A 14,406-nucleotide genomic window follows, 5' to 3' on the forward strand; every position below is an offset into this window, starting at 1 on the left:
GCGGAAATCACAGATGACGTATCTGGAGTAAATTATGCAATTGCAAATTTCGAATCTCCTTCTGGAGATCGCTCGATCTCTATCCAACTGCGCCTAAACAGTTCATCAGGTTTGTATGAAGGGAAACATCTTGTGACGACAAACGATGAAGGAGGCCTGTGGCAACTTAGCTATATCAATGTCAGTGATAATGTATCGAGTCGAAAAAATTATTACCCCAAAGATTTCCCAAATCCTTTAGAGTTTACAATATTGAACGGAAACGGAGATTCTGCCGCTCCGGTAGTCCATAGCCTCGAAGTAAGCCCGGACAAAGTATCTGTCGGTGAGGAAATAATAGTGAAAGCGGAAATCACAGATGACGTATCTGGAGTAAATTATGCAATTGCAAATTTCGAATCTCCTTCTGGAGATCGCTCGATTTCTATCCATCTGCGCCTAAACAGTTCATCAGGTTTGTATGAAGGGAAACATCTTGTGACGACAAACGACGAAGAAGGCCTGTGGCAACTTAGCTATATCAATGTCGGTGACAACGTATCAAGTCGAAAAAATTATTATCCAAGAGACTTTGTGGAAACAAGTAAATTAAATTTTATTATAAGTTCTTCTCCCAGTGACCTCGAAAAAATATCAATAAATGACCCAACTTTACCGTATGCTATAATCACGAAGAATGAAGTTTTGTTTGAAAAACTAATTAAAAAAGACTTATACGTCGGTCCTAACTCTACTATTACTATAGCTGAGGACGTAACAATAACCGGGAACGTATACGTTTACGGAACACTTATCAGCCATGGAGGATTAACAATCCAAGGCAGCCTAAATGCTAAAGCCGTGACATATGGTTCGAACTCTACTGTATCTCCGGGTGCGGTAAGATTGGTTGGTGGTCAGAATACGATTCGTTCGACTGTCGTCTCAAATCAACCGTATGAAGTTCCATTTTCAGTCGATAATGAAGATTTAACAAATGAAAAAGGAACTATAGAAATTACTGGGAAGACACTGCCTTTCCTAGATGTTTCCTTACAAGGCAGTCCAATTTCACTCGAAGAGGATGGGTCTTTTGCTGCCACAGCTGAAGGTGTAACTTCTAAAGGAATTCAGTTTAACTTAATAGATGTGTTTGGAAATGATATCAAGAAAGATATTGCCGTAAAAGATGTTGTGCCGCCTGCAGATGTCAGTGGATTTACTGTTTCAAAAGAAACGCATAATGAAATTCAAGTGGCTTGGAAAAGCGGTACCGATACTGATTTGAAAGAGTATGCTTTGTATTCGAATGGCAAGTTAATAACCACATTACCAGCGGATTTAACTTCATACAAATTCGAAAAGTTGAACGAAGGTACAAGCTATGAATTAGCAATAGCCGCGGTTGATACGAGTAATAACACAAGTAACCTGGTAAAAGTAACTGCAACAACTTCACTTTCGAAACCTATCGTAAATCCAGTAAGCGACAAATCAACTTCCGTAACTGGACAGGCTGCTCCTGGCACTACGGTGTCAATTCAAAACGGAGAAGCTGTGAGTGGATCAGGGAAAACGGATGCTGCTGGGGAATTTAACATTAAAATTCCAACTCAAAAAGCAGGGACAAAATTAACGGTATTTGTTAGTAATGAAGCTGGTATCGTAAGTGAGAAAGTGACGATTACAGTGGAAGACAAAACGGCTCCTATTTTGTCGACATTAGCAGAAGTGACGGACAAATCAACTATTGTAAAAGGAGCTGCAGAAGCGGGCTCCGTCATTGCAGTGAAAGTTGCAGGTGTAGAAATCGGCAAGGGAACCACGAACAAAGACGGAAATTTTGCAGTGACAATTGCTAAACAAAAAGCTGGAACAAAGTTAAGTGTAACGGCGACTGACACAGCTGGAAATGTTAGTTCTGCAAAAGTAACGACAGTGATGGATGTAACAGCACCAAGCACGCCATCAGTGAACAAAGTGACAGAGCAATCAACAGCTATCACTGGAACAGCGGAAGCCGCTGCCAAAATTATAATTAAAGTAGGAAACAAAGAAATCGGCACAGCAACTGTAAGTGCAGATGGAACCTATTCAGTATCAATTCCGAAACAATCAGTCGGAACTGTCCTCTCTTTTACAGCGACAGACAAAGCGGGCAATGTCAGTTCTGTAAAAGAGATTGTAGTGGTGGATGGAACGCCTCCGGCAATTTCATTGACAAGCAAAGTCACGCACCATTCCACACGCGTTATCGGTACCGCAGAAGCTGACGCGAAGATCACGGTCAAAGCTGGAACGAAATCGATCGGCACAGCCACTGCTAATGCAAAAGGGCACTATGAAGCAACCATCGCGAAACAAAAAGTCGGGACTAGATTGTCTATCGTAGCAACGGATGCCGCGGGCAACAGCAGCAACGCCATTGCGGTCACGGTCGTGGACGGCAACTACCCCGATTTGAAACTGACGCACTGGGCGTTGGATGAAATCATGTACTTAGCCGACGATCAAATCATCGGCGGGTACCCGAACGGCGGCTTCCAGCCCGAGAAAAACACAACACGCGCAGAAGCTGCGAAGATGTTGGCTCTAGCACTGGACTTGCCGATTGTGGAGACTTCTTCCGGCTATAAAGACGTTTCAGGCAAGCACTGGGCAAAAGATTACATCGCGGCGGTTTCAAAAGCAGGTTTGTTCAACGGGAACCCGGATGGTACGTTTGCGCCGAACGATGTCCTGAAACGTGCGGAGATGGCAAAAGTCATCAGCATCGCGTATGATTTGAATTCAAGCAACAAGAACCATTTCAACGACGTGAAAGCTGGGCATTGGGCGAAGGGTTATATTTCGGGGCTTTATGAAAATGGCATTACGACCGGATTCCCGGATAAGACGTTCCGTCCTGGAGCTTCTACGACTAGAGCCGAGTATTCGGTGTTCTTGGCGCGAGCTTTGAATGAGGATTTCCGTTAATAGAATCTTTGTAAGAGAAAGCACATTTCGAAACTTCGAATGTGCTTTCTTTATTTTAAAAAAAGTAAAGAGCTAGTTCTTTATTAAGGTAGTAATTAAAAGTATTCATCAATAGGTTTAATTAGTAGAGAGATTTAAAGTTTTACTATTAAAATATATTTTAGTAGAAAAAGAAATAGTGTGGGTGCCAGGCACCCGCTCAATTTCGTGCAAATTTAAATGATTTGCCCATTGTGCGAGCTTAAATACAGTTCTACATGAAAATTTCTCTTATTTTATTAAAAAGTTCCTTAATTTCCGTTTGGAACTATTAGATCTAGGGAAATAATTGATATCTTGAGATAACATAGGAGGAACACAGGTGGATCGTTTTTTGCAGGGTGTTGCTGATTTTTCAGCTTGGTTATGGGGGATACCGCTCATCACCATGCTATTGATATCAGGTCTTTATATGACAGTTAAACTTGGATTTTTTCAATTCCGTTATTTTGGCTATATTGTCGGACAGACGTTCGGCAGCGTATTTAAAAAACCGAAAGGGGAAGGGACCGTCACTCCGTTTCAGGCGTTGACATCTGCTTTGTCTTCTACTATCGGAGCAGCGAACATTGTCGGTGTGCCTGCAGCGATTATGTTCGGTGGGCCGGGAGCGGTTTTTTGGATGTGGGTCATTGCGCTGATCGGCATGGCGCTTAAATTCGCTGAAAGTGTGCTGGCGGTTGAGTACCGCGAGAAAAACAGCATGGGCGAGTTCGTCGGTGGTCCGATGTACTACATGACGAAAGGCTTGAACATGAAGTGGCTGGGCATTTGGTTTTCATTTGCCTTGATGATTGAGTTGATCCCAAGCATCATGGTACAAGGGAATTCCATCGCCACTACAGTACAAGCGACGTTCAACATTCCGTTGTTGTGGACGGGGATTGCTACCGCTGTACTGGTGTCCATTGTTGTTTTCGGTGGCATCAAGCGAATCGGTAAGGTCACAGAAATTTTCGTTCCATTTATGGCATTGATTTACGTCGGTGGCGCAATCGTGATTTTGTTGATGAATGTCAGCGCCGTGCCCGAATTCTTTATGCTGATTTTCAGCAATGCCTTTTCGCCTGCTCCTGTTATGGGTGGTTTTGCCGGGGCAGCGATTGTGGAAGTAATCCGCTGGGGATTTGCCCGCGGCCTTTATTCAAACGAAGCTGGACTCGGTACAGCCCCGATTGCCCATGCAGCTGCCATGACAGATCATCCTGTTCGACAGGGGTTCTGGGCAGTCATTGGAGTGGTTGTCGATACGCTGATTGTCTGCACGGCAACAGCTTTTGTTATTTTGTCTTCGGGTGTTTGGACGGAAGACGGGGCTATGGAGAATTCCTCTGCTTTGACGAGCCTGGCGTTTGAATCTTATTTCGGCCAATTCGGTGCAGTTCTTGTAACGATTTCATTGATTTTCTTTGTCCTTTCCACAATTTTGGTGGTTGTGTTCTACGGCGCCAAGCAGGCTGAGTTCCTGTTTGGCACGAAAGCGTCTTATGGCATGCAAGTGGTGTACATCCTTGCGGTTGTTTTGGGCGCAGTCGGAGCAGCAGAAGTGATCTGGGGATTCCTCGACATCATGCTGGCAGCAATCCTCATTCCGAACGTCATTGCCATCTTGCTGTTAAGCAAAAAAGTAAAAGCATTGACTACCGAGTTTTTCACGTCGGACAAGTATTACATAAAAGACCAAAGAGAGAAGCAACGAAACAAAGCGAAAAAAGCAGCAACAGCGGATCGTTAAGTTTCACCTCTGTGTGCAGCACAAGTCAGTCTCTGCAAAGAAGTTGACTAACAAAAACGCCACCTCTGAAATCCATTGATTTCAGAGGTGGCGTTCTGTTATTTACGGGGAGTAATGAATAGAGAGGGAAAACCGGAAGTCACAGTTGGCCACTCAAGACCAGCTATGACTTCCGATTAATAGGTTGTAACCAGGATGCCTTTTAGCGAATCTTCGAATGAAAATTCCAGATTGATTTTTTGTTCTTTATCAAAATAACCGATCACTTCAGTCCCTGTATCTGTCCGGCTGTAAAAATTCTGCCCGTAATGCTGAATTATTTCTTCTTTCGAATTTTCGAGGGAAACGTTTTTTTCAGTTTCATACTTGGCTGTTGGAAGAACATATCTGACGACTTTCCCGTCAACAATCTTCACCTCTAAATCGATGTTTTTCTTGCTGGAACCAAAGCTTAAGTAAGTAGCCTTTGGTTCTTTTGTTTCTTCCATAACGATAGGTTCGCCCAAAGTTTTTAGAACGTCCGATTCAGAAGATCCGACGTGAACCGATGCCACACTTTCAGCGGACAAATCCGTACTGGCCGTCTCATCCAGCAATTCAAGTTTGTCCTTTGTTCCACAAGCGGATAGAACAAACAAAGCAAGCAGGAGCACAGTTCCAATAAATAATCTCTGTTTTCGCATAGACTGTTCGGTCTCCTTTCAAATAATACCCTTTACTATGATTACATATGGGTTTCCAGATCTCCACTTAATTCTTCTATTATTTTTTCTTGGTCGTATGGAATATTATTTTCCTTGAAGTATTGAATAAGCAATGCAGCATATCCAGACGCGTAAGCAGTTGCGAACGATACACCTGTGTCAAGTGTCATCTTGTCCTCGTATAATCGCTTTCATCTTAATAGAAGCTAAATTAAATTCCGAGCAGCAACGGAGAGTGGTAGCTTTCAATTATTTCTTAATTCCGGTTAAAGAGAGGAATTATTCCAAAGGTAAAATTTGATTGAAAATTTCTTTTGAAAATAAAAAACTATTAATTATAAAAAAAATATATAGAAAAAATAATTCTATTTGATAATATAGTATTAAGACTAAAAACCTTAATAAATTACAAATTTTATAATTTAATAGTTATATAATTTGAAAGAAGCTGGTTTTTAAATAAAAATAGCAAGAAATGAATGGAAAAACACATTTTTATTAAAGAGAAGAAAAGGGGAAAAAGAATGGTTGCAAATAGAGAAGAAGAACCAATTTATTTTGAAATGGAAGAAATAGAAGGAAATATGTACGAAGAGTTTAAAGGAATTGTTGAAGAAGTAAGTACTACAATAAATCAAAAGATTTTATCTTCACAGGTATTTAAACCATTGGAAGAAACTTTGAAAAGATATGAATCTCAGTTGCCAAAAATAAAAAATTCAATTGAAAGGGCAGAAAGCGTAAATAAATATCTTGAATTAACAAAAGCTAACCTTTCTAAAGATATCGCAAGTACGATCAAAATTGTTAGCAATCAAGTTATAAAAGATGTAGTTCTTTTAAAATTAGAGGAAGTACTAAAGAAATATGAAACTCAAACTGTCAATATAACTAAACAATCAAGTGGCTTAAAAGATGTTGTAATTGAAATGAAAAAAATAGAGAACTTAATGATTGCTACTGTCAATAATGCGATCGAAAATCAAATTAAAGAAATACTAGAAGAAAAAGTATTGAAAAGGTTTGATCTAATCCATAATGAATTCAGCAAACATTTGTCGTTTTTGAATTTAAGTAATAAAGAAGCAGAAGGTTTACTCGGAAATTTGGAAACAACTCGAAAAAATATTCATAAAGATACTATTAAAAGTTATGAGGAAATAAGTCGAAGTCTAAATGAATATCTATCTATGGAACTAACTGGATTATATGATAAGTTCGGCGAGCAAATAGCTGTAATTGAATCAAATAATCAAGAGTTTCAAAACACAACAAAATTCTTAAATAAAACAATAGAAAATTTGCAAGAAAAACATGAATTATTAGTAAGTAAATTTAGTGAAGCTGATTTAAAGATAGAGGCTTTGAAGCAACAAAATAGTTTGGCAGAACAAAAAATGGAAGCAAGCGCTCGGAAACAATTATCTTTGTTAATCGGTATAGGTTTAGTGAATATCGGAATTTTAATAAGTGTGTTTATTTAATTAAATATTCTAGAATTCTGATTGGAGAATAAATGCGGATGAGTATAAATTTAAGGAATGAGAAGCGGATGCTTCTTGTAAAAGAAATGATTAGTACACGTGGCAAAGAAAGAATGAAAGTAAATCTTCAGCACCATTTTACTCATCAAAAAAAGAAAATTGGATCTATAAGTAAAGAAATTAATGATTTCGTAGAGAGTTCGAAGAACGGTGAATTAATTCGACCTATTCCAGGTGAAATGGACGAAGTAGCCTATAAAATGAATGAACTTACTGAGAGTCTAGATCAGACTTTTACTTTATTTATTGTTGGTATGGGTAATTACGGAAAATCGACCTTAATAAATGCTTTGCTAGAATCAGAAAAGGCTCCAGTAGATTTTAGACCTAAAACATGGAAAATCGATGTCTACGATTCTAATATGCCAAACGATAAATGCTTAATTATATATAAGGATGGAAAAAAAGAAGAAAAGTCAGTAAATGAAACGAAAATATTTATTGAAGAAGAAGAAAAGAAAGCTTCAATAAGCCAAAAATACGTACAAGAAGAGAAACGTAAGATTCTTTCAGCCTTAAAAACGAAAGAAGAAGTTCGAGAAACGGAAGAATACTTGAAGAAAGAATTTCTTTATCAATCTAATATTATTGAAGTTCGCTGGCCGGTAAAGAAAAATATTTTGACTGAAAAATTTCATCTTGTAGATACACCTGGGTTAGTGCAAGAAAATTTGTCTGGTCAAACAATTGTTAGTCTGCAAAATTATTACCCTAAAGCAGATGGTGTTATTTGGATGTTAGATGCGACAAAGATTGCTTCTAGAAAATCAAAGGAAATGATTGAAGAGTTAGAAAAGTCTCTTGAGAAAGTTGGAGGAAGAACAGACAATATTATCGCGGTAGTGAATCGTATAGATGCTATTCGCAATAATGGTGGTGAAGAAGCTGTTCAATTAATAATGTCAGATGCCAAAAAAATATTTGGTTCCTACTTCAAAAAAATTATACCTATTTCTGCGAAGCAAGCTTTAAAAGGGATACTTTCTGAAGACAAAATACTAATTGAGCAAAGTGGTATGCTACAGCTCCACAATGAAATAAAGACAAATTTTTTAAGAAATGCTCAAAGTATACAATTATCCAGCAAGATGACGGGGTACAAACAAGTGGTGTATCAACTTAATGAAGATGAACACCCAATAAAATCTTATTTTAGTAGATTAAGCAGTGATTTAGGTGAACTTTCAAAACGGAATTCTAAAATTAAAGAGAAGTATGAAATGCAGAAAATAGCGTATGAAGAAAACTTACAAAATATTGTTGATGACTTTAAAACGAACTTAAAAGTACGAGTTGAAGGAAGTGCTGAAACTCTTTTTGATTTAGAAACTGAAGAGTCAAGAAAAAATTATATTAATACTCAAATACTGAAATTCGAGTTACTAGAAAACGAACTACAGAATTTCATGAGATATTGGCAGAAAGAGTTAAATACTTCTCTGAAAATCCTACAAAAAGAAATGGTTTTCACTGAATATAAATTTATTGATCCCTATAAATTATTGAAGAATGATAAAGAAAAATCAAAGTACTCTACTGAAAACGTTAATATCAAATTAAGTTCGGGGACGGTTGATACGGGTGAACTTAGTATAGTCTCTGGAGCAGGATTTGCAGTTATTGGAGCCATGGTATTAGGACCAATAGGGTTATTATTAGGTGGAATTACAGGTGCTTTAGGAATAAACAAAGGAATTGCTAAGTTTTTTAAAAGTGGGACATTAAAAAAACAGCTGAATGAAGCTGCATCTGAACATATTGATACAGTCCAAGAAACTGTTTTAGAAGAAATGGAGAAACTGAGATCAAAAGGCGAGAATAACGTGATGGAAGTGCTTCATACTACTTTTTACAATCTTCATGGAAAGCAAAATCAAAATATCCCCAATCTACTTAGAGAATTTTTTAATTGTTTCAAAAAGAAGATTGAATATCCTGACTTTCAAGAATTGTTGATGAGCGAATATATTAATAAAAAACAAAAGGGAGCTTAATTATGAGTGTACATGAGAATATAACTGACCTTTATACGAAGATGAACAATTCTCCCATTAGGGAAATGATACGATCTGAAAAGAAAAGTCCTTTAGAAATTGACACTGATTTTATATCTGAGGATACAAATAGGTTGAAAATATTAATCGATAACCTGAGAGAACCCTTAAAAGTTGTAGTGATGGGAGAAGTAAAAGCCGGAAAGTCTACTTTATTAAATGCTTTTGCAGCGGAACAGCTATCTCCAATGAATGTATCAGAAGCTACAGCAAGTATTTTAGAAATAGTCTATAGTGAAAAACCATACGGTAAAATTGTAATGAAAGAGGACGAGATTAAAGGGACTCCGAAAGAAATTTTTCAATTACTTGAAGAAAAGCAAAATGACCAATTTTTCTTTAAAGAGTGCGACCATGTAGAAATAGGGTATCCATTGCCCAATCTACTTAATTTTACTTTAGTTGATACTCCTGGACTAGAAACGGTAACAGATGAAAATTCGGACAGAACCAAAATCTATCTTGGAAAAACAGATGTTGTGTTGTGGGTATTTAATGGTAATCACCTTGGACAAAGCGATATAGAAGATGCTCTTCTAGAAGTAAACAAATTTGGTAAACCCATTATTGCAATTGTAAATCGAGTAGACGAAGTAGATGCAGAACCAGAAGAGATAACCGAATACATGGAAGAACAAATTGGTATGTACGTTAAAAAGGTGTTTCCGCTTTCTGCTAAGATGGCATTAGAAGGCAGAAAAAATAATAATCAGGAAGTAGTCAAGGAATCAGGATTTAAAGACATTTTGGATTACCTTGATAAAAACATAAGTAAACAAGTAGATTTAACAAAGCAAGAATCCGTCCTTCAGTCAGCTGATGCACTTTTGAGTAGAGATTTACTTAAGCACAGTGGATATATCGATGCTATTAATTTTATTGAAAAAGAATCAAATGAAGTACGTGATAGGATAAATGAAAATAAAAGTATGATTCAGAGAAAGATTATGTGGGAATTCGATAATTGGTACAGTAGGGATTTTCTTGAGAAAGAACGTCAGCAATTAAAAAATCTAGTAGAAGATTCAGGAGCATTGAACATAAAAGGTAATTTAACAAAGGTTGAAAAAGAAATTCCAGTTTTACTTTCAAATGATAACGTCTCTGAAAAATTAAATGAAATGATAAAGAAAACAGATATAAGTTTTGAACAATTATGGCAAGGAGCCATTAATAATATTTCTAAAGATACTTTGTTGAAAATACAAGAGTTTCAAGAACAGGCGGAGGCTAAGTTACAAATGGAATTATCCCAACAATCTTTTGTTAACGATAAAGATGTTGATGTAGTTTCTGGGGCTACAAAAGGAGCATTGCTCGGTGGTGCGACAGGGGCAGCAGGTGCTCTTTATGCAGCAGCTTTAGGTCCCGCAGCATCCGTAGTTACTTTAGGAGTAGCAGCTTCAACAATGTTGCCTCCGTTACTGATTGTAGGAGCCGCATTTGGTGCAGTATCTACATTTATGAAATTAAAGTCGGAAAAAAATATTGCTATTCGAAATATTGATGAGGCAATCCAAAGAATTAAAGAAGAGAATAAAGCTGCAATATACTCTACTGTAGAAAATCTTTTTATTGAACGTGGTGAAACTATATCTAGAAACCTCGAAAGCAATATCTTGAAATCATTTTCAAATAATGAAGATTTTGATGGATTGATTAAGCTTAAAATGGCGATTGAAAAGTATCTATATAAATTAAAAGATCATCAACAACTGTTGGTATTAGAGAACGTTTAAAATACCTTTTAATAGAAAATGATAAAGCGGTGTTCCTTTAAATGCAGGATACAGCGCTTTTTCTTGAATTACTAAAATCGTAAAAGACAATTTAAAATATATTATTAGTTTGGGGGAATAGTTGTTATGGGTGTTCTAAGGTTTACGGTGGGTGGTACGGCAAAAATATTAGGTAAAGCCGCAAACGGGCTGGTAGGAGAAACTGGAAAACTGTTATCTAAAAGATCCCCAGAAGCTGGAGAATTTTTAAGTGATATTGGTACAAGTGTTATAAATGCTTCGGTTGCTTCAATAGATACTTTCTCGCAGTTTGCTGATGGTGGAATTCAAACAGTATATGGAGCGGCAACTAAAAACAAAGATACTGTACAAGCTGGTTACGAAGAGATGAAAGCTCCGATAAGTCGGACAGCTATGGGTATTGGGAAAACTGTGAAATATAGCGTTCAAAATGTTAGTAAAACGGCAGGAGGCCTAATAAGCGGTAATATCGTCGAAGCGAAAGAAGGTGGTAAGAACTTGTTGAAAACGGCTATTGTGCTTGGTGCTGCAGTAGGAGTTATTGATGTGCTTGATGGCTCAGATACGGCAGATGCCGAAGAGCTTGAAACACGTAATCATAATTTAGCTGGCGAGGAACATCCAATAACTGGTGTGCCGTTTGAAGAAAACTCGATTTATTATGAGGGCACACTTCATGAAGGAAGTTTTCCAGTATTTGAAGCAAGCTTTGAAGCTCAATTAAATGAAGACCAATATTTAATGAGTGATGTCACCCATATTCAAGAAGCTAATTTACAACTGTACAATGCTATTCAAGAAAATCCTATGCTCGCAGATTCAATTGGTTTGACAGAATCAGAAATTATGTACTTGCATACAAGTATGACTCCTGAAGGATATGATTGGCATCATCATGAAGAACTCGGAAAGATGCAATTAGTAGAAGAAGAAGTTCATCAACAAACAGGACATACTGGTGGAAGAGAGATTTGGGGTGGCGGAGCTGAATTCAGATAGATAGAATTAATGTAAATTGTTGGAAAATGAATCATGAAGTAGTAGTATTAAAAATGCTTTACGTTAGAAACTGGTGAAAAATAGAGTGAAAAGATGTTACTCATCAAAAAGGCGTGTCCGGGAATCTAAATCTGAAAAAAGAGATGGGGTAAAATGAAGTGTCAACACCGGTTTATTTTCCCATGATAGCCGGAATAAGATTCCCGCTTTTTTCTTTTCCTTTAGGCGATAGAGATCACCTTTGATATTAAAGATCACCCAATGGTGAAGTAGGCCAACAAGAATGGCTATGGTCGATACATCATTTCCAAATGCTTTGACCTATTTAATAACCAACCTATTCAAGGCTAAAATTTAAGAGACCTCATATGTGTGTGACTCCAAATTAAAGGAAAATTGGATATGAAGAAAGCTTTTTTGCATCACCATCAATGTCATTATTATTGAATTCTCTTACCACGGTATTAAACGTGGCATGGAGTATTTGATCTTCAACTCTGCGGCTGCCCTTATGGTAAAGCGTGTGTTTTATAATATCCAGGACTTGAACATCGAGGAGCAGTTTATTACTGTTGATACGGAAATGTATATCTTCATCGTTGGTGCCATCAAAGGAGTCGGGCAGGATAATATCATCGGCAGGATTTTGGCTATCCATGATGTATATCTGCCCAATCCTCTTGGCAGCATGGAGATAGTACTCTAAAGGGAGCGATTTACTCATGGAAGGAAATCTATTTGTTTTGCTTATTGCAATCGTCTTATCTATTGCTACAGTTATTGCTGTTATCAAAGGTTCATTCAATTCTGGAGATGCACTTTCTCCGAGAGCTTTATCCTCCAAGTTTGTTCGGGAAGATATTGTTTCCGGTCATCTGATTGTAGATGGCCGGAAGATTCCTACTTATAATATGGGGTTGCTCAGTCTTGATGGCGGCATCATCACATTAAAATTCTATCACGGTTTCAATTCGCCCGTTCGTATCACAGATGTGACAATGAATGGTATTTCCATCTTTTCTTTCCTAGCTTCAAGCACCAACCAGAAGGAGCGGAACGATTATACTATCCAGTTATTAAAGCAGACAGCTAATCAAAAGACTATCTCTCATGACTTGGCAGGTGAAGTGGAACAAATCATATTGGAAGTTGATGAATTGAACGCCCATATGGCAGCTGGCGAAATCGTTCACCTTCCTGGTTCCGAAGACTATGCGTGGCGTGGGCGCTGAACCGGTGCTTCCGTCACTACTCTTTTGAAAAAATTGAGACCAAAATGGTTTGTCCCCCTTTTTTCGGACAACCGAAAATACAGCTTTCAAGTCTGTAAATGCGCTTCGAGAAAGGTTTTAAAATCGCGCCCCTGTGTTAGACGCAATTTAATTTATACACAATAATTGCATACCAAAAAAGCCGTATCTAGGAACCCCAAGGGTTTAGAGTGACCCAATAAAATGAGACAAGGAAAAAATACCCCCAACGTCGTATGTAGTTACAACGACAAACTGGAGGTGTTTTTCTGTATGGGGTCAAAAAAGGGATCGACAAAACAATTTTATCCCGAGGAAATTAAATTAGAAGTGATCCGGATGAAGCTTAGCGGCGACTATACCATTGCCTGTTTATGGCATGCATGTGGTTTATATCCTTGCGGTTGTTTTGGGCGCGGTCGGAGCAGCAGAAGTGATCTGGGGATTCCTCGATATCATGCTGGCAGCTATCCTTATTCCGAACGTCATCGCCATCTTGCTGTTAAGCAAAAAAGTAAAAGCATTGACCATCGAGTTTTTCACGTCGGATCAGTATTACCTAAAAGACCAAAAAGAGAAAAAACGAAAAAAAGCAGCGAGAGCGGGTTACGATTCTTAACATAAGCTCCGCGTCAAAAGCCTTGAATTCCCGAGAAGGGAAGTTCAAGGCTTTTTTGCTGGATTGTATTTCGGAGAGGGGAATGATTGAATTGTGTGGGTGCCAGGCACATAAACAATATTTCTTCAAATTAAAAAGCCTTAGCCCCCTTAAAAGAGATCAAGACTTTGATGCTGCTACTTTCACTAATCTACTTTTGACCTCTTTTTGGATTCCTTACTTTCTTTAACTTAACTCTCTTTAGAAAATTTGTTATCCACGGAAGATGATTGCCTCATTGATTGCTTCTACTACTGAATAAATGAAGTTCTTATCAAGTGACCAAAGTGCATCTTTTTCATTGGCACTGGTGGATAGCCTTACAATAAATTTGGATTTTTTCATCATAAATACTAATACAGCTAATGCTATAAAAAAGATACCTCCAAAAAAAGTTTCGGCAAGCACTAGGAGCCCTATCAACGCTGAAATTATCTCGAACTTTCTACCAGGTTTTGATTCTAAAGTAGATACAGAGGTTACATTTGCGGTTGCGTATGTGGTGCCTCCCAAATTCATTCTGGTATTAGTAATTAATACATTTTTACTTTGAAAGAAAACCGTTTCTTGTGCCTGAGCCACCACTCTGCGACCTCCTAAATAATTATATTTATATATTACTATCGTATCGTTTTTAAAAGCAGAAAACAACGAAATCTAAAGATAAAAGATTTTAAAGCTTTTAGAAAACGTATTGCCTTAATAAAA

The 14,406-nt window shown here is 37.7% G+C and carries 11 protein-coding genes and 2 pseudogenes; 9 read left to right on the forward strand and 4 right to left on the reverse strand.

Translation table 11 applies throughout. The annotated features are described in order from the left end of the window. Together H9630_RS01015 and H9630_RS01020 are read left to right on the forward strand one after the other, a co-directional pair. Nucleotides 1–2,955 (forward strand): Ig-like domain-containing protein (locus H9630_RS01015; RefSeq protein ID WP_191713634.1); only part of this gene is annotated, 2,955 nt, incomplete at its 5' end. A gap of 361 nt (nt 2,956–3,316) precedes the next feature. Beyond that, nucleotides 3,317–4,729: an alanine/glycine:cation symporter family protein gene (locus tag H9630_RS01020; protein ID WP_191713635.1), complete on the forward strand. Its 1,413-nt coding sequence runs from the start codon at nt 3,317–3,319 to the stop codon at nt 4,727–4,729. A 176-nt stretch (nt 4,730–4,905) separates the two neighbouring features. Here the strand turns inward: H9630_RS01020 and H9630_RS01025 are convergent, their stop codons facing one another. Next, complete coding sequence (locus tag H9630_RS01025; protein ID WP_191713636.1) at nt 4,906–5,412, reverse strand: hypothetical protein; 507 nt, start codon at nt 5,410–5,412, stop codon at nt 4,906–4,908. Nucleotides 5,413–5,453: 41 nt separating this feature from the next. Next, nucleotides 5,454–5,603 (reverse strand): hypothetical protein, encoded by a 150-nt coding sequence (locus H9630_RS01030; RefSeq protein WP_191713637.1) that lies wholly within the window; start codon nt 5,601–5,603, stop codon nt 5,454–5,456. A 309-nt stretch (nt 5,604–5,912) separates the two neighbouring features. Between H9630_RS01030 and H9630_RS01035 the strand changes: the two genes are divergently transcribed. The 4 genes from H9630_RS01035 (at nt 5,913) to H9630_RS01050 (ending at nt 11,790) form a co-directional block, all read left to right on the forward strand. Further along, on the forward strand, nt 5,913–6,917 hold the full coding sequence (locus H9630_RS01035; RefSeq protein ID WP_191713638.1) for a hypothetical protein: 1,005 nt from the start codon (nt 5,913–5,915) through the stop codon (nt 6,915–6,917). A gap of 38 nt (nt 6,918–6,955) precedes the next feature. Next, the gene (locus H9630_RS01040; RefSeq protein WP_191713639.1) at nt 6,956–8,971 is read left to right on the forward strand and encodes a dynamin family protein; all 2,016 of its coding nucleotides are present in this window, start codon (nt 6,956–6,958) and stop codon (nt 8,969–8,971) included. 2 nt (nt 8,972–8,973) lie between these two features. Beyond that, nucleotides 8,974–10,770, forward strand: coding sequence for a dynamin family protein (locus tag H9630_RS01045; protein WP_191713640.1), 1,797 nt, complete (start codon nt 8,974–8,976; stop codon nt 10,768–10,770). 126 nt (nt 10,771–10,896) lie between these two features. Beyond that, nucleotides 10,897–11,790, forward strand: a complete 894-nt coding sequence (locus H9630_RS01050) for an HNH endonuclease (protein WP_191713641.1) — start codon at nt 10,897–10,899, stop codon at nt 11,788–11,790. A 96-nt stretch (nt 11,791–11,886) separates the two neighbouring features. Here H9630_RS01050 and H9630_RS18900 read toward each other — a convergent pair. Then, nucleotides 11,887–12,102: pseudogene (locus H9630_RS18900) on the reverse strand (hypothetical protein); the annotation flags it as partial. Nucleotides 12,103–12,265: 163 nt separating this feature from the next. On the opposite strand from H9630_RS18900, the gene H9630_RS01055 reads away from it, so the two are divergent. From H9630_RS01055 to H9630_RS01065, 3 genes and pseudogenes are all read left to right on the forward strand, one after another. Further along, entirely contained in the window at nt 12,266–12,496 is a 231-nt protein-coding gene (locus H9630_RS01055; RefSeq protein WP_191713642.1) for a hypothetical protein, read from the forward strand. Between the two features lie 16 nt (nt 12,497–12,512). Next, nucleotides 12,513–13,022, forward strand: a complete 510-nt coding sequence (locus tag H9630_RS01060) for a hypothetical protein (RefSeq protein WP_191713643.1) — start codon at nt 12,513–12,515, stop codon at nt 13,020–13,022. A 403-nt stretch (nt 13,023–13,425) separates the two neighbouring features. Then, nucleotides 13,426–13,659, forward strand: a pseudogene (locus tag H9630_RS01065) (alanine:cation symporter family protein); the annotation flags it as partial. 252 nt (nt 13,660–13,911) lie between these two features. Here H9630_RS01065 and H9630_RS01070 read toward each other — a convergent pair. Further along, the gene (locus H9630_RS01070; protein WP_191713644.1) at nt 13,912–14,283 is read right to left on the reverse strand and encodes a DUF6232 family protein; all 372 of its coding nucleotides are present in this window, start codon (nt 14,281–14,283) and stop codon (nt 13,912–13,914) included. Between the last annotated feature and the right edge of the window lie 123 nt (nt 14,284–14,406).

Source organism: Planococcus wigleyi (assembly GCF_014836985.1).
GTDB lineage: Bacteria > Bacillota > Bacilli > Bacillales_A > Planococcaceae > Planococcus > Planococcus notacanthi.

Excerpts from the sequence above, each read along its gene's own strand:
- H9630_RS01045 (WP_191713640.1), top strand. The coding sequence starts at position 8,974 with ATGAGTGTACATGAGAATATAACTGACCTTTATACGAAGATGAACAAT.
- H9630_RS01025 (WP_191713636.1), bottom strand. The coding sequence starts at position 5,412 with ATGCGAAAACAGAGATTATTTATTGGAACTGTGCTCCTGCTTGCTTTG.
- H9630_RS01030 (WP_191713637.1), bottom strand. The coding sequence starts at position 5,603 with ATGACACTTGACACAGGTGTATCGTTCGCAACTGCTTACGCGTCTGGA.
- H9630_RS01050 (WP_191713641.1), top strand. The coding sequence starts at position 10,897 with ATGGGTGTTCTAAGGTTTACGGTGGGTGGTACGGCAAAAATATTAGGT.
- H9630_RS01055 (WP_191713642.1), top strand. The coding sequence starts at position 12,266 with ATGGAGTATTTGATCTTCAACTCTGCGGCTGCCCTTATGGTAAAGCGT.
- H9630_RS01035 (WP_191713638.1), top strand. The coding sequence starts at position 5,913 with ATGGAAAAACACATTTTTATTAAAGAGAAGAAAAGGGGAAAAAGAATG.
- H9630_RS01040 (WP_191713639.1), top strand. The coding sequence starts at position 6,956 with ATGAGTATAAATTTAAGGAATGAGAAGCGGATGCTTCTTGTAAAAGAA.
- H9630_RS01060 (WP_191713643.1), top strand. The coding sequence starts at position 12,513 with ATGGAAGGAAATCTATTTGTTTTGCTTATTGCAATCGTCTTATCTATT.